Source organism: Pseudomonas sp. St316 (assembly GCF_018325905.1).
In the GTDB taxonomy this organism is placed as follows: domain Bacteria; phylum Pseudomonadota; class Gammaproteobacteria; order Pseudomonadales; family Pseudomonadaceae; genus Aquipseudomonas.
Window position 1 is genome coordinate 6,321,405 of the sequence record NZ_AP021901.1, and the last position, 17,486, is coordinate 6,338,890.

Here is a 17,486-nt window from a genome sequence, read left to right on the forward strand (position 1 = left end):
CATGCGACATCTTCCTTGGCAGTGATATGGCCTAGCAATCTGCTGGTGGTCATTCAGTTCTGTAGAGGCTGGATTTGCTGCCGTCATCGCGAGCAGGCTCGCTCCCACAGGTGTTTTGTGTCGCCTAAAATCCATAGTCGAACGCAGAACCCACTGTGGGAGCGAGCTTGCTCGCGATGGCGGCGGATCAGTCGGTATCCATGTTGAATGTGAAACCGCAATCGCGAGCAAGCTCGTTCCCACAGGATAAACGCGGTCCACATCCAGAACCAGGTCGGCTCTAAGGCCGCCTCGGGCAGGCTTTTGATCTCGGGCGCCCCGTTAACCACGATGGCCGAACGCAGGTCTTGGGCCGTGGGCATCCCGGCATGGATGCCGGGATAGCCGCGCTGGGCCATGGATGGCCCTTCGCGGCGGCCCACGGCGCAAGACCGGAGTGAGGGCATGCCGAGCCTAGGCGAGGCACCGAGTGGTGGGGCAGAAGCGCTTTGGTTACTTTCGCCTGGGCCGGCATTCCGGCTTTTCGAAAGTGACCCGCTGTAAGAGCGGAACCGTAAGTAGCCGTGACAAAGAAAACGGATATACACACAAATACCCGAAACCCTACCTATAAAAAAACCCGCATAAATGCGGGTTTCTTTCAAAGCAAGAAGACTCAGTTGACCTTGGCGTTCAACTCACCCTTCAGATACCGCTGATACATTGCCTCCAGCGAGATCGGCTTGATCTTCGAAGCGTTGCCAGCCGTTCCGAAGGCTTCATAACGGGCGATGCACACATCGCGCATGGCCGTCACGGTGGCACCGAAGAACTTACGCGGGTCGAACTCGCTCGGGTTGGTTGCCATCAAGCGACGCATGGCACCGGTGGAGGCCAGGCGCAAATCGGTGTCGATGTTGACCTTGCGCACGCCGTACTTGATGCCCTCGACGATTTCTTCAACCGGCACGCCGTAGGTTTCCTTGATGTCGCCGCCGTACTGGTTGATGATCGCCAGCCACTCCTGCGGTACCGAGGACGAGCCGTGCATCACCAGGTGGGTGTTGGGGATGCGCTTGTGGATTTCCTTGATACGGTCGATGGCCAGCACGTCGCCGGTCGGTGGCTTGGTGAACTTGTAGGCGCCGTGGCTGGTGCCGATGGCGATGGCCAGGGCATCGACCTGGGTCTTCTTGACGAAGTCGGCGGCTTCTTCCGGATCGGTCAGCATCTGGCTGTGGTCCAGCACGCCTTCGGCACCGATGCCGTCTTCTTCACCAGCCATGCCGGTTTCCAGCGAGCCCAGGCAACCCAGTTCGCCCTCTACCGAAACGCCGCAGGCGTGGGCCATGGCCACGGTCTGCTGGGTGACGCGTACGTTGTACTCGTAGTCGGTCGGGGTCTTGCCGTCTTCGCCCAGGGAACCGTCCATCATCACCGAGCTGAAGCCCAGTTGGATGGAGCGCTGGCAGACGTCCGGGCTGGTGCCGTGGTCCTGGTGCATGCACACCGGGATGTGCGGGAATTCTTCGATTGCCGCCAGGATCAGGTGACGCAGGAACGGCGCGCCGGCGTATTTGCGGGCACCGGCCGAAGCCTGGACGATCACCGGAGAGTCAGTCTTGTCAGCGGCTTCCATGATGGCGCGCATCTGCTCAAGGTTGTTGACGTTAAAGGCTGGAACGCCGTAGCCGAACTCGGCTGCGTGGTCCAGCATCTGACGCATGCTGATAAGTGCCATTGTGTCTCTCTCCCGGTCGAGGGTCGTTAATCGTGCCAGCCTGCCGGAGCGGCGGCGGCTATTCAAGTCATAGCGGATCGGGGGTCGGCCCCGGCCTGCGTGTTCGGTATCGCTAAATCCAAATACTGACGCGATCCCTGTGGGAGCGAGCTCGCTCGCGATGAGGCCGGCACATTCAACATCACTGTCGCCTGATACACCGCTATCGCGAGCAAGCTCGCTCCCACAATGGTTCTGCTCCCACATTTGGATCTCTGTGGATCAGTTCAATCGTATTACTGCGCCTTGCAGCCACGCCCAATCAGGTCATTGGTGGCGACCCAATACACCAGGCCTTCCTCACCCTTGACGTGAAACGCCAGCATGTCATCGCTGTACAGTGAACCTTCAGCACCCGGCTCAAGCTTGAGGCGATAGACCTTATCGGCGCCGCCCAGGCGTACATCGACTTCCTTGTGGGCGGCATCGGTGTAGCGCCAGAGCACCTTGGCCTCGCTGTCACAGGTCCAGGTCGTCCAACCCTCAACAGGCTCGGACGTGTGCAAAAAGTCCAACTGCGCACAACCGCCCAGCAATGCCAACGCCACGACGGCGATCAAGCCTTTCATCCGTGTTCCTCGACTGACGGCACACGCCGCCAACCATGAGTTAAGAGTCAGACCCGTCAAGGACAACCATGTTCCTTGGCCGGGGTTTGCGTCTCGTATTTGTCCAGGCCGTCCGGCCCGGAGCGCTTGTTCAGCACCGGGTTGGTCTCGGCCTGCCAGTCGGCCTGGTAACAGCCGTCTTCAGGCGCCGGCGTGCCGGGTTGCGGGGCCGGAGCCTGCGGGCCGCTTGAGCAGGCCACCAGCATCGTCGCCGCCAACAGCAACGTGAACGTCTTGACCATCAGAACACTCCTTTGCCTGGTCAACGCAGCTTCAGGCCTTGGCCCGGCTTTCCAGGACTTCCACAGCAGGCAACACCTTGCCCTCGACGAACTCGAGGAACGCGCCGCCACCGGTAGAAATGTAGGAGATCTGCGAGGCCACGCCATATTTGTCGATGGCCGCCAGGGTGTCACCACCACCGGCGATGGAGAACGCAGCGCTGTCGGCGATGGCCTGGGCCAATACCTTGGTGCCGTTGCCGAACTGGTCGAATTCAAACACACCGACCGGGCCGTTCCACAGGATCGTCTGGGAGGATTTCAGCAGTTCGGCGAAGTTGGCTGCGGTTTGCGGGCCAATATCGAGGATCATGTCGTCCTCGGCTACGTCAGCGATCAGCTTGACGGTGGCGGTGGCGCTTTCGGCGAACTCCTTGGCCACAACTACGTCCACCGGCAACGGCACGCTGACCTTGGCGGCGATTTCCCGGGCGGTGTCCAGCAGGTCCGGCTCGTACAGCGATTTGCCAACCGGGTGACCCGCAGCGGCGAGGAAGGTGTTGGCAATGCCGCCGCCGACGATCAACTGGTTGCAGACCTGGCTCAGGCTGTTGAGCACGTCCAGCTTGGTGGAAACCTTGGAGCCGGCAACGATGGCAGCCATCGGCTGGGCCGGGGAGCCCAGGGCCTTGCCCAGTGCGTCCAGCTCGGCAGCCAGCAACGGGCCGGCTGCGGCGACCTTGGCGAACTTCGCCACGCCATGGGTCGAACCTTCGGCGCGGTGGGCAGTGCCGAACGCGTCCATCACGAACACGTCGCACAGGGCGGCGTACTGCTGGGCCAGTTCGTCGGCGTTCTTTTTCTCGCCCTTGTTGAAGCGCACATTTTCGAACAGCACGACATCGCCGGCCTTCACGTCCACGCCGCCCAGGTAGTCAGCGACCAATGGCACGTCACGGCCCAGGGCACGGCTCAAGTAATCGGCCACAGGCTTGAGGCTGTTTTCCGCCGAGAACTCGCCTTCGGTCGGACGACCCAGGTGGGAGCAGACCATCACGGCCGCGCCTTTTTCCAGGGCCAGCTTGATGGTCGGCAGCGAAGCCAGGATACGCGCGTCGCTGGTGACAACACCGTCCTTGACGGGGACGTTGAGGTCTTCGCGGATCAGTACGCGCTTACCTTGCAGATCGAGGTCGGACATCTTCAACACGGTCATGGGTCGCAATTCCTGGGTAACTGTTTAGAGAGCAGGTTTTTTAGAAGCGGTTTGCAGGTAATGCTCGGCAACGTCCAGCATTCGGTTGGCAAACCCCCATTCGTTGTCGAACCAGGCCAGGATGTTCACAAGCCGAGGCCCGGAAACACGGGTCTGGCTGGCATCGACAATGGCCGAATGTGGGTCATGATTAAAATCACAACTGGCATGAGGCAACTCGGTGTAGGCCAGGAGGCCTTTGAGCGGACCGCTGGTGGCGGCTTCGCGCAGGATCCGGTTGACCTCGGTGGCGTCGGTATCGCTCACGGTCTGCATCGTAATGTCGAGGCAGGACACGTTGACCGTCGGCACCCGCACGGCTTTGGCCTGAATTCGCCCGGCAAGTTCCGGCAGCAGCCGTTCAATGCCGCGCGCCAGACCAGTGGACACCGGAATCACCGATTGGAACGCCGAACGGGTGCGGCGCAAGTCCTCATGGTGGTAGGCGTCGATCACCGGCTGGTCGTTCATCGCCGAGTGGATGGTGGTGATCGACACGTATTCCAGGCCAATGGCCTGGTCCAGCAAGCGCAACAGCGGCACGCCGCAGTTGGTGGTGCAGGACGCGTTGGACACCAGCAGCTCTTCGCCGGTCAGGCAATCCTGGTTCACCCCGTAGACGATGGTGGCGTCGACATCCGCTTCACTGGCCATCGGCTGGGAGAACAGCACCCGTGGCGCGCCGGCCGCGAGAAAACGCTGGCCGTCTTCGCGGGTGTGGTAGGCGCCGGAGCATTCGAGCACCAGGTCGACGCCCAGGGACGCCCAATCGATGCCTTCGGGAGTGGCACTGCGCAAGACTTTCACGCAGTCGCCATTAATATGCAGACAATCGCCCTCGACCCGCACTTCGCCGGGAAACCGGCCGTGGGTGGAGTCAAAGCGTGTCAGGTATTCGATGCTGGCCATGTCGGCCAGATCATTGATGGCCACGATCTCGAACCCGGCCTTGGCCCCTCGCTCGAACAACGCACGCAAGACGCAACGACCAATCCGGCCGTAGCCGTTGAGTGCAACTTTGTAGGGACGCGGTTGGGGCATGGGGTTCTCTGACCAGGGTGAATCCATGGATTACAGCGCTGAATGTTCCGCAGTCATCGCGGGCAAGCCTTGCTCCCACAGGATGGCACTTTCCCTGTAGGAGCGTGCAAATTCTGTGGGAGCAAGGCTTGCCCGCGATGGCGTCAGAACAGGCGATGCACTCCTGGACTTAGTCTTCCAGCAGCTCTTCAGCCTGACCCAGGATGTTTTCCAGGGTGAAACCGAATTCCTCGAACAGCGCAGGCGCGGGCGCCGATTCGCCGTAGGTGGTCATGCCGATTACGCGGCCTTCCAGGCCCACGTACTTGTACCAGTAATCAGCGTGGGCAGCTTCGATGGCGATCCGCGCACTGACCTGAAGCGGCAACACCGCTTGCTTGTAGCCGGCATCCTGGGCGTCGAACACGCTGGTGCAAGGCATGGACACAACGCGCACGTTGCGGCCCTGCTCGGTCAGCTTGTCGTAGGCCTGGACGGCCAGGCCGACTTCGGAGCCGGTGGCGATCAGGATCAGCTCAGGCTCGCCGATGCAGTCCTTGAGTACATAGCCGCCACGCGCGATGTCGCCGATCTGGTCGACATCGCGGTTCTGGTGCTGCAGGTTCTGGCGGGAGAAGATCAGCGCCGACGGGCCGTCGTTACGCTCGAGGGCGTGCTTCCAAGCCACTGCCGATTCCACGGCATCGCATGGGCGCCAGGTGTCCAGGTTCGGCGTGCAACGCAGGCTCGCCAGTTGCTCGATCGGCTGGTGAGTCGGGCCGTCTTCGCCCAGGCCGATGGAGTCGTGGGTGAACACATACAGGATGCGCTTTTTCATCAGCGCCGACATGCGCACGGCGTTGCGCGCGTATTCCATGAACATCAGGAAGGTCGCGCCGTAAGGCACCAGGCCGCCGTGCAGCGCCACGCCGTTCATGATCGCGCTCATGCCGAACTCGCGAACGCCGTAGTACATGTAGTTGCCGCTGGCGTCTTCAGCACTGACGCCTTTGCAGCCTTTCCACAGGGTCAGGTTGGAACCGGCCAGGTCAGCCGAACCGCCCAGCAGTTCCGGCAGCAATGGGCCGAAGGCGTTCAGGGTGTTCTGGCTGGCCTTGCGGCTGGCGATGGTTTCGCCCTTGGCGGCGACTTCAGCGATGTACGCCGAGGCTTTTTCGGCGAAATCGGCTGGCAGCTCGCCGCTGAGGCGACGCACCAGTTCGTTGGCCAGCTCAGGGAATTCGGCGGAGTACGCGGCGAAACGCTGGTCCCACTCGGCTTCGAGCGCGCGGCCTTTTTCCTTGGCATCCCATTCGGCATAGATGTCGGCAGGGATTTCGAACGGGCCATGGTTCCACTTCAATGCAGCGCGGGTCAGGGCGATTTCCTCGGCACCCAGTGGCGCGCCGTGGCAGTCTTCCTTGCCTTGCTTGTTCGGCGAACCGAAGCCGATGGTGGTCTTGCAGCAGATCAGGGTCGGCTGGGCACTCTTGCGGGCCGTCTCGATGGCAGTCTTGATCTCTTCTGGATCGTGACCGTCGACGTTGCGGATCACCAGCCAGTTGTAGGCTTCGAAACGCTTGGGCGTGTCGTCGGTGAACCAGCCTTCGACTTCGCCATCGATGGAGATGCCGTTGTCGTCATAGAAGGCGATCAGCTTGTCCAGGCCCAGGGTGCCGGCCAGGGAGGCGACTTCATGGGAAATGCCTTCCATCATGCAGCCATCACCCAGGAATACGTAGGTGTGGTGATCAACGACGTTATGCCCCGGACGGTTGAATTGCGCCGCCAGGACTTTTTCTGCCAGTGCAAAACCCACGGCGTTGGCCAAGCCCTGGCCCAATGGACCGGTGGTGGTTTCCACGCCTGGGGTGTAGCCGTATTCCGGGTGGCCCGGGGTGCGGCTGTGCAGTTGGCGGAAGTTCTTCAGGTCATCGATCGACAGGTCGTAGCCGGTCAGGTGCAGCAGCGAGTAGATCAACATCGAGCCGTGGCCGTTGGACAACACGAAACGGTCACGGTCGGCGAAGGCTGGGTTGCTCGGGCTGTGCTTGAGGTAGTCGCGCCAAAGCACCTCGGCGATATCCGCCATACCCATAGGGGCACCGGGATGGCCGCTGTTGGCTTTCTGCACGGCATCCATGCTGAGGGCACGAATGGCATTGGCACGCTCACGACGGCTGGGCATCGCTGATCTCCTGCGGGTATTGAATCGAGAATGAATAAAACGAAACTGAAAAAGGCGAGCATTTTCCCTCACCCACCCGCCCCGGGGCAATGACAGATAGTCATCCTGGAGCGTTTTTCCGGTGGATAAAGTCGCATTCGCCAGGTGAAACCTTTCCGCTGATGGTTTGTAGAGTCAAGCACAGATCGGGAAGTGCCATTTATCCAGCAATATCAAAACTTTTTGATATTGAACTTGCGGTGATCCAAACCCCTCACTAGACTGCCGCACTATGAACTTACCCGCGCCTTCCATTCGCCATGACGACTGCGATGAGCTGGCGGCCCTTTGCAAGGCCGGCGGCGATCCGTTGCGGCTCAATGTATTGCGCGCCCTGGCCAACGATTCGTTCGGCGTGCTGGAGCTGGCGCAGATCTTCGGCATCGGCCAGTCCGGCATGAGCCACCACCTCAAGGTCCTGGCCCAGGCCGACCTGGTGGCGACCCGCCGCGAAGGCAACGCCATTTTCTATCGCCGCGCCCTGCCCCACACCGACCTGTTGGGCGGCAAGCTGCACGCGGCGCTGCTGGACGAAGTGGACGCGCTGAACCTGCCGACCGACGTGCAGGCGCGCATCGCCCAGGTACACGGGCAACGGGCCGCCGCCAGCCAGGATTTTTTCGCACGGGTTGCCGAGAAATTTCGCGCCCAGCAAGACCTGATCGCCGGACTGCCGCAATACCGCGAAAGCGTCGTGGCGCTGCTCGACAAACTAAGCTTCGAAGCCACGGCCACGGCGATCGAAGTCGGCCCCGGCGATGGCGCCTTCCTGCCGGAGCTGGCGCGACGTTTCAGCCAGGTGACGGCGCTGGACAACAGCCCGGCCATGCTCGAACTGGCGCGCCAGGTGTGTGAACGCGAAGCGTTGGCTAACGTCAGCCTGCAACTGGCCGATGCACTGGATGGCATGAGCCTGCAGGCCGACTGCGTGGTATTGAACATGGTGCTGCATCATTTCGCCGCGCCGGCCGATGCACTCAGGCACATGGCCGGCCTGCTGCAACCGGGCGGCAGCCTGCTGGTGACGGAGTTATGCAGCCACAACCAGAGCTGGGCCAGAGAGGCGTGCGGCGATCTCTGGCTCGGGTTTGAACAGGACGACCTGGCCCGCTGGGCCACCGCTGCGGGCCTCGTGCCCGGGGAAAGCCTCTATGTAGGCTTACGTAATGGTTTCCAGATCCAGGTTCGCCACTTCCAGCGACCCACTGGCGACACTCACCAACGGTAACTTGTAGGAAAACATCGAGATGAGCGAATACTCCCTTTTCACCTCCGAGTCCGTGTCTGAAGGGCATCCGGACAAAATCGCCGACCAGATTTCTGATGCGGTGCTGGACGCCATTATTGCTGAAGACAAGTTCGCCCGCGTGGCGTGCGAGACTCTGGTGAAAACGGGCGTGGCGATCATCGCCGGCGAAGTCACCACTTCGGCCTGGGTCGACCTGGAACAGATCGTGCGCGATGTGATCCTGGGCATTGGCTACAACAGCTCCGACGTCGGCTTCGACGGCGCGACCTGCGGCGTGATGAACATCATTGGCAAGCAGTCTCCCGACATCAACCAAGGCGTTGATCGGGCCAAGCCTGAAGACCAGGGCGCCGGCGACCAGGGCCTGATGTTCGGCTACGCCAGCAATGAGACCGACGTGCTGATGCCGGCCCCGATCACCTTCTCGCACCAGTTGGTTCAACGCCAGGCCGAGGCCCGCAAATCCGGCCTGCTGCCTTGGCTGCGCCCGGACGCCAAGTCCCAGGTGACCTGCCGTTACGAAGGCGGCAAGGTGGTGGGTATCGACGCCGTCGTGCTGTCGACCCAGCACAACCCTGATGTGTCCTACAAAGACTTGCGCGAAGGCGTGATGGAACTGATCGTCAAGCACGTGCTGCCTGCCGAGTTGCTGTCCAAGGACACCCAGTTCCACATCAACCCGACTGGCCAGTTCATCATCGGCGGCCCGGTGGGTGACTGCGGCCTGACCGGTCGCAAGATCATCGTCGACAGCTACGGCGGCATGGCCCGTCACGGCGGCGGCGCGTTCTCCGGCAAGGACCCATCGAAGGTTGACCGTTCGGCTGCCTATGCCGGTCGTTATGTCGCCAAGAACATTGTCGCCGCCGGCCTGGCCGAGCGCTGCGAGATCCAGGTGTCCTACGCCATCGGCGTGGCTCAGCCTACATCGATCTCGCTGAACACCTTCGGCACGGGCAAGATCGGTGATGACAAGATCGTCAACCTGGTCCGTGAAGTGTTCGACCTGCGTCCATACGCCATCACCACCATGCTCGACCTGCTGCACCCGATGTACCAGGACACTGCAGCCTATGGTCACTTCGGTCGTACGCCGCAAACCAAGACCGTGGGTAACGATACCTTCACCACCTTCACCTGGGAAAAAACCGACCGCGCCGACGCCCTGCGCGCCGCTGCCGGCCTGTAATACCCGCGTGTAAAGAAAAGCCCCTGGCGACTGGGTCGTCAGGGGCTTTTTTTATCAAGCATTGAAGCCAGGCATCGCCCTTGTGGACCTCCATCGAATTCAAGCCCGTCGTGCCACCAGCAAAAACGAAGCCGCACTCGCCAGCAATCCCGCGCACATCCGGTTGAAAAGACGCTTGCCACTTGGCCGGGCGAACAGCCGTCGCGCATGGATGCCCATGTAGCAATACAACGCGATGGCTACGCACTCCAACGCCAGGAACAACCCGCCCAGCACGGCGAACTGCTGGGTAACGGTGCCCGTGCGGTCGACGAATTGTGGCAAGAACGCGGTGAACAACAGGATCGCCTTCGGGTTACCGATCGCCACCAGGAATTCCTGGCGCGCCAGGTTCGCCACGCTCATCGAAGCGACCGTCGCTTGCCCCTGCGCCTCGGGTTGAGCCCGCCACAACTGCACGGCCAGGTAGAACAGATAACCCGCCCCGATAAACTTGATGCCCAGGAACAGCAGCTCCGAGGTGTGCAGCACGGCGGTCAGCCCCGCCGCAGCCAGGGCGATCATGATTGCGAAGGCCAGTAGGCGACCGATGCCGCCGCTGCAGGCCCGGACGAAGCCATGGCGCGAAGCATTACTGATGGACAGCAGGTTGTTCGGCCCTGGCGCCATGTTCAGCGCGAAGCAGGCTGGGATGAAAACAGCGAGTGTGGTCAGGTTCATCGGGGCACGCCTGGCGGAGCGGATCGAAGGTTCATTCTGCACCGGCCCGCGCGGGGTTCAAGGGACAGTTGCAAGGCTAAATCACGCCGCACTGTACCGCCGCGGCTTTGCTATCACGTCGGTAAAACCCGGTAAAGCTCCAGGCCTCGCGCCTGCTGTATCCATGACTAGCCTTCAAGGACACCCACGAGCAAGGATGCTTCGATGCTGCCGTTTTTGCCTCTACTCGCCTGCCTTACATTGATCGTCACCCCTGTCATCGCCGCGCCTTGCCCCGACTGGTCCGCCGAACACGCTCAGGCACGGGTCAGCGCCTTGCAACAAAGCATCGATAGCTGGGACGACAGCTATCACCGCCTCGGCCGGTCCCTGGTGGCCGACGAGCTCTACGATCAGTCTCGCGCAAGGCTTGACCATTGGCGCGCCTGCTTCGATCTCAAGGCACCGGACACATCGCTGCGTACGGCGGGCGGCAAGGTCGCCCATCCGATCCCCCACACCGGCCTGGATAAACTCAAGGATGCCGAGGCCGTGGGGGCCTGGTTGCAAGGCAAGGACGATGTCTGGGTCCAGCCGAAAGTCGATGGCGTGGCGGTCACCCTGATCTATCGCCAGGGCCACCTGCACCAGGCGATCAGCCGCGGCGATGGCATCAAGGGGCAGGACTGGACCTGGGCCGTGCGCAAGATCAACAGCATTCCCCAGCGATTGCGCCAGCCTGTGGACCTGCTGATCCAGGGCGAGCTGTATTGGCGATTGAACGACCATGTCCAGGCCAGCCGTGGCAGCCTCAATGCACGGGCGATGATCGCGGGCCTGATGACACGCTCCAGCTTGTCGCTCCAGGACGGTATCTACATGGGCCTGTTTATCTGGGACTGGCCCGAAGGGCCGCAGACCCTGCCCGAACGAATGGCACGGCTGGGCGAGCTGGGCTTTACCGGCACGCTGGACTACAACCAACCGGTGCAGACACTGGCCGACGCCCAATACTGGCGCGACCACTGGTATCGCTCGCCACTGCCGTTTGCCAGCGACGGGATCGTCCTGCGCCAGAGCCGCCGGCCACCCGCCGACCGTTGGCAGGCCAGGCCGCCATTCTGGGGCGTGGCCTGGAAGTACGCCCATGCCCAGGCGCTCGCCGAAGTGCGCAAGGTGCGCTTCAAGATCGGGCGCACCGGGCGCATCACGCCGGTGCTGGAACTCGAACCCATCAGGCTCGACGACCGCTGGATCCGCCGGGTGAGCGTCAGTTCGCTCAAGCATTGGGAGACGATGGACATCCGCCCCGGCGATCAGGTCGCCATCAGCCTGGCCGGGCTGACCATCCCGCGACTCGATAGCGTCGTCCTGCGCAACGTCGTGCGCCAGGAGATCGATGTACCGGCACCGGCCGATTATCACTTCTTGAGTTGCTGGCAACCGACAACCGGCTGTGAAAGCCAATTCCTCGCACGACTGGGCTGGCTCAGCGGCAAACAAGGGCTTGCCCTGCCCCACGTCGGCCCCGGCACCTGGGGAAAACTGCTGGCCGCCGGACGACTCGACGGATTGCTGGATTGGATGACCCTTGATGCCGCCGAGCTTGCTAACATTGCCGGCTTCGGCGAACACAGCAGCGCCCGCCTGCTCGCCAGCCTGGACAGCGCCCGGCAACGCCCTTTCGAGCAATGGCTCAAGGCCCTGGGCCTGCCGCCCGCTGGTGAGGCCCGGCTGGAGGGACCGTGGCAGGTGCTGGCCGAACGCACGACCGAACAATGGCAAGCCGAGGCCGGCATCGGACCGGGACGCGCCGCGCAACTGAGCGCATTTTTTCGCGATCCGCAGGTGCTGGCCTTGAGTGACGTATTACGCACTGCCGGGGTCGACGGTTTTTAATCCGGGCCCTGTATGGTTGAACCCAAGGGGCAAGCATGCGTTCCAACAGCGCATCTGTACCGACCGCTCGCGATTTTTTACGGAGTTGCTATGAATTTCCTGTCCCCCGTTGCCCTGCTGGTCTTATGCAGTGCCATGGCCGCCCCCTTGATGGCGGACGAGCAAACCCCCGAGCTCACTGGTTGCGCGGCCAAGCGCCAGGGCATCATCAACCAGATCGAACTGGCCAAGTCCCGTGGCAACCAGGACCAGCAGGCAGGCCTGGAAACCGCGCTGGACGAAGTCACCAGCCATTGCACCGATGCTTCCTTGCGCAAGGAGCGTGAAAACAAGGTGCTCGATGCCAAGCACGAGGTCAGTCGACGTCAGGCCGACCTGGAGAAGGCCATGAAAAAAGGCGACGCCGAGCGGATCAACAAACGCAAGGACAAGCTGGCAACCTCCCGCAAGGAACTGCAGGAAGCGGTGGATGAGTTGGACAAGTGAGCTTCAAGCCTCAAGCTGCAAGTACAAGCGCCTCACTTGCCGCTTGAAGCTTGAAGCTTACCCTTCAATGATCCCGAAACTCCTTATGACAGGCACTGCACGCATCCTCGACCTTTTGCACCGCCGGCCCCAAGTAACTGGCCTTGTAGGGTTGGACGTTGCTGGCGGTCACCAACTCACCGGTGGCGGCTTCAAGATTGCGGGCCAGTTCCTGGAAACGCGCCTGCTTTTGCCAGACTTCATCCCGGGCGCTGGTGTGGTCTTGCTCACGCACTGGCGGGAAGTGTTTCCACGGTTCATGGGAGAGTTGATCCAGTTGCGCCGCGCCTTCGGCAAATCGTGCGCCATCGAACGGGACTCGCCCACGCAACATGCCGCCCAACTCTTCGTTGGTCTTGAGCATCTGCTTGAAGATCGCCTTGCGCTGGCCAAGGGGAGAATTGGGATCGACGCCGCCACAGGCGGACAACATCAGGCAGGCCAGTACGGCCATGGAAAATCGTTTTACAAACATCTTGGCCTCGGGGCAGGAAACGGCAGTTAGTATCCTCGGGTCATCGGTAAAGACCAATGGCCCTATCAACAATACGGGTTGTTCGAGCGCCTGACAGCGTCCGAATGGCTGCAAAGGAAATCTTCATGAACAGCTGCATCAAGACCTGGCACAAAGGCCTGGCATTGACCCTACCGCTGATCGCACTGTTGGCCGGTTGTAATCGCGGCGAAAAGGTCGAAGAACCTCAGACCCATGCCCTCGCGACCTATGTCAGCGCACCGTGGGAGGCGTTGCCGTCGGTGTCCGATGCAGACCTGCTGGCCGGTTTCGGCTCCTGGCGCAGTGCCTGTACCCGGCTCAAGGCCGATGCGACCTGGGGCCCGACCTGCGCGGCAGCGGCCAATGTGCCGCAAACCGCACAGGCTGTACGCAATTTCCTGAAACAGAACCTCGATGTCTATGGCCTGCGCTCGGGGGACAACAGCCCCAACGGCCTGATTACCGGTTACTACGAGCCGGTCTACCCCGGCAGCCTCACCCAGACCGCTACGGCGAATATCCCGGTCTACGGTGTGCCGGAGGACATGATCATTGTGTCGCTGGACAGCATTTACCCTGAGCTCAAGGGCAAGCGCCTGCGTGGCCGCCTCGAAGGCCGGGTGCTCAAGCCATACGACGACGCAGCCACCATCGAAACCAACGGGGTGAAGGCGCCGGTCATCGCCTGGCTGACCGACCCCATGAACCTGCAATTCCTGCAAATCCAGGGTTCGGGACGTATTCGACTCGCCGATGGCCGCCAACTGCGTATCGGTTATGCCGACCAGAACGGCCACCCTTACCGTCCCATTGGGCGCTGGCTGGTTGAACAGGGCGAGCTGAAGAAAGAAGACGTGACCATGGGCGCCATCAGTGCCTGGGCCAAGGCCAACCCGAACCGTATTCCGCAATTGCTGGGCAGCAACCCCAGCTACGTGTTCTTCAACCGTAACCCCGACAGCAACGAAGGCCCGCGAGGCTCACTGAATGTTCCGCTGACCGCCGGCTACAGCGTGGCGGTGGACCGCAAGGTGATTCCGCTGGGCAGCCTGCTGTGGCTATCCACCACTCGACCCGACGGCAGCACCTTGAACCGGCCCGTCGCCGCCCAGGACACTGGCGGTGCGATTGCCGGTGAAGTACGGGCGGACCTGTTCTGGGGCACGGGCGAGGCTGCTGGGCAACTGGCCGGGGACATGAAGCAACAAGGGCAGATCTGGATGCTCTGGCCCAAGGGCATGGCGTTGCCGCAAGTACCACAGGTGGCGAATGCGGTTAGCGCCAATCCCTGAGGAATGGGCTGACTGTACCGACCCCATCGCGAGCAAGCTCGCTCCCACAGGGAATCTCAGTGAACACCTATTTTGTGTACACAGCCGATCCAATGTGGGAGCGAGCTTGCTCGCGATGGGGCCAGCACAGACCCAGGGATCCAACCGTCAGGCTCAGACCGAGATAAAGAAGAAACTCAAGACCAACCCCACCCCCACGAACCACACCAGCGAACGCAGAATCGCCCAGTCAGCCAGATAGCAAATGATATAGAGCAGGCGACTGGTGATGAACAGCACCGCCAGCACATTGATGGTCACCAGCTCGGCATTGCCGGCCAGGTGCGCGACGATCACGGCGGCGGCAAAAAACGGGCTGATTTCAAAGCTGTTCAGTTGCGCAGCGTATGCTCGTCGAGGAGCGCCTTCGAGTGTTTCCAGAAAGTCCCGAGGGTCGTGGTTATCTGCCAGCCTGTATCTTCCGCCGGCCTTGGCGATGGCGATGCACAGGTAAGGCAGGAGAAAGGCAATCAAAATACACCACAGGGCAACCGTCATTGACGCAGTTCCTTCTTTGAGTTTTATAGAAAATCGCGAGTCCAGCGCCAGTCAGAACTTCATCACCAGCATGCCAACCAACACCAGAGCGCAAGCTAAGAGCCGCGGCAAGCCGAAAGGTTCTTTCAGGTAACGCATGCCGAACAGCACCACCAGGATCACGCTGATCTCGCGCAGCGCCGCCGCTTCGGCGATCGAGCCCAGTTGCATGGCCCACAGCACCAGAGCGTAGCTGAACACTACGCAGAACCCGACCGCCAAGCCCAGCCGCCACTGCTCACGCCAGAACCCCATGAACGCCGGCCGCTTAGCGACCAACGCCAGCAACGGGAAAGGCCAGGCGCTGAGCAGTGTGACCCAGACCAGGTAATCCAGCGGATGGGGCCAACGCCGCAGGGCGTGGCCGTCGATAAAGGTGTAGCAGCCGATGCACAGGCCGATCAGCGCCACCACCGGCAGCATCGACCAGGGCAGCCGCTCGCCGCCACCGCCCTGCCACAACAGGCAAAGCATGCCGAACGGGATCAGCAAAATGCCGACGATCTGCTGCGCTGTCAGTGCTTCACCGGCAAATACAAATGTCAGGGCCAGCACCACCAGCGGCGACAGGCCGCGCATCAGCGGATAGACCAGCCCCAGGTCACCGACCCGATAAGCCTGGATCAGCAAATAGCGATAGAGCAGCTCGAACGCCGCCGACGCCAGGATCCACGGCCAGATCTGCGACGGCGGCAAAGCCACGAAACCCAGTGCCAACGCGACGAACAGCAAGGCGACGCTGTCCATGCACGCCACCACCAGCAAACGCTCGCCGCTGAACTTGATCAGCGTATTCCATGCGGCATGCAACAGCGCCGCTACCAACACCAAAGCCGTCGCAAGCACGACACACTCCTTGTCTGGCACCCCCAGCCCGTAGGAGCTGCCGAAGGCTGCGATCTTTTGATCTTTCACTCCAGACTCAATTGTCAGTGGAAAGATCGCAGCCTCGTTGCACTCGACAGCTCCTACGATCAGCGGGACTCATGAATTGATTGGCTATCGTTTATACTGCAAACCGACCACGCCGCACTCAGTTGCGCATAAGCCAATTCCAATAACTCTGCTGCCGCCCAGTTCGTTCGAGCCGGGGCGTCGGCCTGCGTATGCCTGATCAGAGCGTCAAGACTACAGACAGAGACCTTGCGCATGCCACTCGCCTTGCTTGCTTTGGCCGTCGCCGCTTTCGGCATCGGCACGACTGAATTCGTCATCATGGGGCTGTTGCCCGATGTCGCCCGGGACTTGGCCGTGAGCATTCCCCAGGCCGGGCTGCTGATCACCGGCTATGCCCTGGGCGTGGTGTTCGGCGCGCCGATCCTGGCGATTGGCACCGCCAACATGCCGCGCAAGGCCACGCTGCTGGGCATGACCCTGATGTTCATCCTCGGCAATGTGCTCTGCGCCCTGGCGCCGAACTACGCCACGCTAATGGCCGCCCGGGTCATTACTGCACTGTGCCACGGAGCGTTCTTTGGCATCGGTTCGGTGGTGGCGGCCGGGCTGGTGGCGCCGAACAAACGGGCCCAGGCGATTGCGATGATGTTCACCGGCCTGACCCTGGCCAACGTGCTGGGCGTCCCGCTGGGCACGGCCCTGGGTCAATACGCCGGCTGGCGCTCGACCTTCTGGGCGGTCTCGGTCATCGGCGTGATCGCGGCCATTGCCCAATGGGTCTGGCTGCCCAAGGAAATCCCCATGGACAAAGCCAACCTGGCCAGCGAGTTCAAGGTGCTGGGCAAGGTCAACGTGTTGCTCGCCCTGGGCATGAGCGTGCTGGCCTCTACCAGCCTGTTCAGCGTGTTCACCTATATCGCACCGATCCTGCAGGACATCACCGGCGTCAGCCCCCACGGCATCACCGTCATGCTGCTGTTGTTCGGCGTCGGCCTGACGGCCGGCAGTTTCCTCGGTGGGCGCCTGGCCGACCGACGCCTGCTGCCCTCGCTGGTGGGCATGGCCCTGGCCGTGGTGCTGGTGCTTGCCGCATTCAGCCAGACTAGCCGGTCGGTGATTCCGGCGGCCATCACCTTGGTGCTGTGGGGCATCTTCGCTTTTGCCCTGTGCCCGATCCTGCAACTGCTGATCATCGACCAAGCCTGTGATGCGCCGAACCTCGGGTCGACCCTCAACCAGAGTGCATTCAACCTGGGCAACGCGGCCGGGGCCTGGATGGGTGGTTTGGTCGTCGCCAGCGGTGCCGACCTGGCGGATCTGCCGTGGACCGGGGCCGCGGTCGGTGGCCTGACGGTATTGACCGCCTTATTCTTTATCCAACGACAACGACGCTTGGCAGCAGTCGCTGTTTGAGGGCCAGGGAAATCTGACCTGCACGTGAGCGAATAGGCGACGATTTCAGTAAGACGTTGGCCCCGCCCGTGCGGGCTGTTTTACCGACCGTCCAGAAGCCTTGTTCCAGAGCGCTTTCTATTGAGATTCGCTGACTGCTGTTTGCAGCCGGCGGATTGTTG

At 61.8% G+C, this 17,486-nt stretch carries 16 protein-coding genes and 1 pseudogene; 6 read left to right on the forward strand and 11 right to left on the reverse strand.

Annotation, left to right across the window (positions count from 1 at the left end; translation table 11 throughout):
* Positions 1-284 precede the first annotated feature (284 nt).
* The 7 genes and pseudogenes from KI237_RS30835 to tkt all read right to left on the reverse strand — a co-directional run.
* Positions 285-398, reverse strand: a pseudogene (locus tag KI237_RS30835) (nucleoid-structuring protein H-NS); the annotation flags it as partial.
* A 257-nt stretch (positions 399-655) separates the two neighbouring features.
* A complete protein-coding gene (gene fba / locus KI237_RS28195; RefSeq protein WP_003177554.1) occupies positions 656-1,720 on the reverse strand; it encodes a class II fructose-bisphosphate aldolase in 1,065 nt (354 codons plus the stop codon).
* 275 nt (positions 1,721-1,995) lie between these two features.
* Positions 1,996-2,328 carry an MliC family protein gene (locus KI237_RS28200; RefSeq protein ID WP_212797946.1) on the reverse strand — a complete coding sequence of 111 codons (333 nt, stop codon included), beginning with the start codon at positions 2,326-2,328 and terminating at the stop codon, positions 1,996-1,998.
* Between the two features lie 56 nt (positions 2,329-2,384).
* Positions 2,385-2,609 carry a YajG family lipoprotein gene (locus KI237_RS28205; protein ID WP_212797947.1) on the reverse strand — a complete coding sequence of 75 codons (225 nt, stop codon included), beginning with the start codon at positions 2,607-2,609 and terminating at the stop codon, positions 2,385-2,387.
* A 31-nt stretch (positions 2,610-2,640) separates the two neighbouring features.
* Positions 2,641-3,804 carry a phosphoglycerate kinase gene (locus KI237_RS28210; RefSeq protein ID WP_212797948.1) on the reverse strand — a complete coding sequence of 388 codons (1,164 nt, stop codon included), beginning with the start codon at positions 3,802-3,804 and terminating at the stop codon, positions 2,641-2,643.
* A 24-nt stretch (positions 3,805-3,828) separates the two neighbouring features.
* The gene (epd, locus tag KI237_RS28215) at positions 3,829-4,884 is read right to left on the reverse strand and encodes an erythrose-4-phosphate dehydrogenase (RefSeq protein ID WP_092204914.1); all 1,056 of its coding nucleotides are present in this window, start codon (positions 4,882-4,884) and stop codon (positions 3,829-3,831) included.
* Between the two features lie 169 nt (positions 4,885-5,053).
* Positions 5,054-7,051, reverse strand: coding sequence for a transketolase (gene tkt / locus KI237_RS28220; protein WP_212797949.1), 1,998 nt, complete (start codon positions 7,049-7,051; stop codon positions 5,054-5,056).
* Between the two features lie 271 nt (positions 7,052-7,322).
* On the opposite strand from tkt, the gene KI237_RS28225 reads away from it, so the two are divergent.
* Positions 7,323-8,318, forward strand: a complete 996-nt coding sequence (locus KI237_RS28225) for an ArsR/SmtB family transcription factor (RefSeq protein ID WP_212797950.1) — start codon at positions 7,323-7,325, stop codon at positions 8,316-8,318.
* Between the two features lie 19 nt (positions 8,319-8,337).
* Positions 8,338-9,528: a methionine adenosyltransferase gene (gene metK, locus KI237_RS28230; RefSeq protein WP_212797951.1), complete on the forward strand. Its 1,191-nt coding sequence runs from the start codon at positions 8,338-8,340 to the stop codon at positions 9,526-9,528.
* Positions 9,529-9,627: 99 nt separating this feature from the next.
* On the opposite strand, the gene KI237_RS28235 is transcribed toward metK, so the two are convergent.
* The gene (locus tag KI237_RS28235) at positions 9,628-10,248 is read right to left on the reverse strand and encodes a LysE family translocator (protein ID WP_212797952.1); all 621 of its coding nucleotides are present in this window, start codon (positions 10,246-10,248) and stop codon (positions 9,628-9,630) included.
* Between the two features lie 204 nt (positions 10,249-10,452).
* On the opposite strand from KI237_RS28235, the gene ligB reads away from it, so the two are divergent.
* Together ligB and KI237_RS28245 are read left to right on the forward strand one after the other, a co-directional pair.
* Positions 10,453-12,126 (forward strand): NAD-dependent DNA ligase LigB, encoded by a 1,674-nt coding sequence (ligB, locus tag KI237_RS28240; RefSeq protein ID WP_212797953.1) that lies wholly within the window; start codon positions 10,453-10,455, stop codon positions 12,124-12,126.
* A gap of 90 nt (positions 12,127-12,216) precedes the next feature.
* Positions 12,217-12,612, forward strand: coding sequence for a DUF1090 domain-containing protein (locus KI237_RS28245; RefSeq protein ID WP_212797954.1), 396 nt, complete (start codon positions 12,217-12,219; stop codon positions 12,610-12,612).
* A 64-nt stretch (positions 12,613-12,676) separates the two neighbouring features.
* Here the strand turns inward: KI237_RS28245 and KI237_RS28250 are convergent, their stop codons facing one another.
* Complete coding sequence (locus tag KI237_RS28250) at positions 12,677-13,126, reverse strand: c-type cytochrome (protein ID WP_212797955.1); 450 nt, start codon at positions 13,124-13,126, stop codon at positions 12,677-12,679.
* A gap of 125 nt (positions 13,127-13,251) precedes the next feature.
* Between KI237_RS28250 and mltA the strand changes: the two genes are divergently transcribed.
* A complete protein-coding gene (gene mltA, locus KI237_RS28255; RefSeq protein ID WP_212797956.1) occupies positions 13,252-14,439 on the forward strand; it encodes a murein transglycosylase A in 1,188 nt (395 codons plus the stop codon).
* 153 nt (positions 14,440-14,592) lie between these two features.
* On the opposite strand, the gene KI237_RS28260 is transcribed toward mltA, so the two are convergent.
* Positions 14,593-14,976 (reverse strand): MAPEG family protein, encoded by a 384-nt coding sequence (locus tag KI237_RS28260; RefSeq protein WP_212797957.1) that lies wholly within the window; start codon positions 14,974-14,976, stop codon positions 14,593-14,595.
* 51 nt (positions 14,977-15,027) lie between these two features.
* Positions 15,028-15,861, reverse strand: coding sequence for an EamA family transporter (locus KI237_RS28265; RefSeq protein ID WP_212800707.1), 834 nt, complete (start codon positions 15,859-15,861; stop codon positions 15,028-15,030).
* Positions 15,862-16,164: 303 nt separating this feature from the next.
* Between KI237_RS28265 and KI237_RS28270 the strand changes: the two genes are divergently transcribed.
* Positions 16,165-17,325 (forward strand): MFS transporter, encoded by a 1,161-nt coding sequence (locus tag KI237_RS28270; RefSeq protein ID WP_212797958.1) that lies wholly within the window; start codon positions 16,165-16,167, stop codon positions 17,323-17,325.
* The last annotated feature ends 161 nt before the right edge of the window (positions 17,326-17,486 follow it).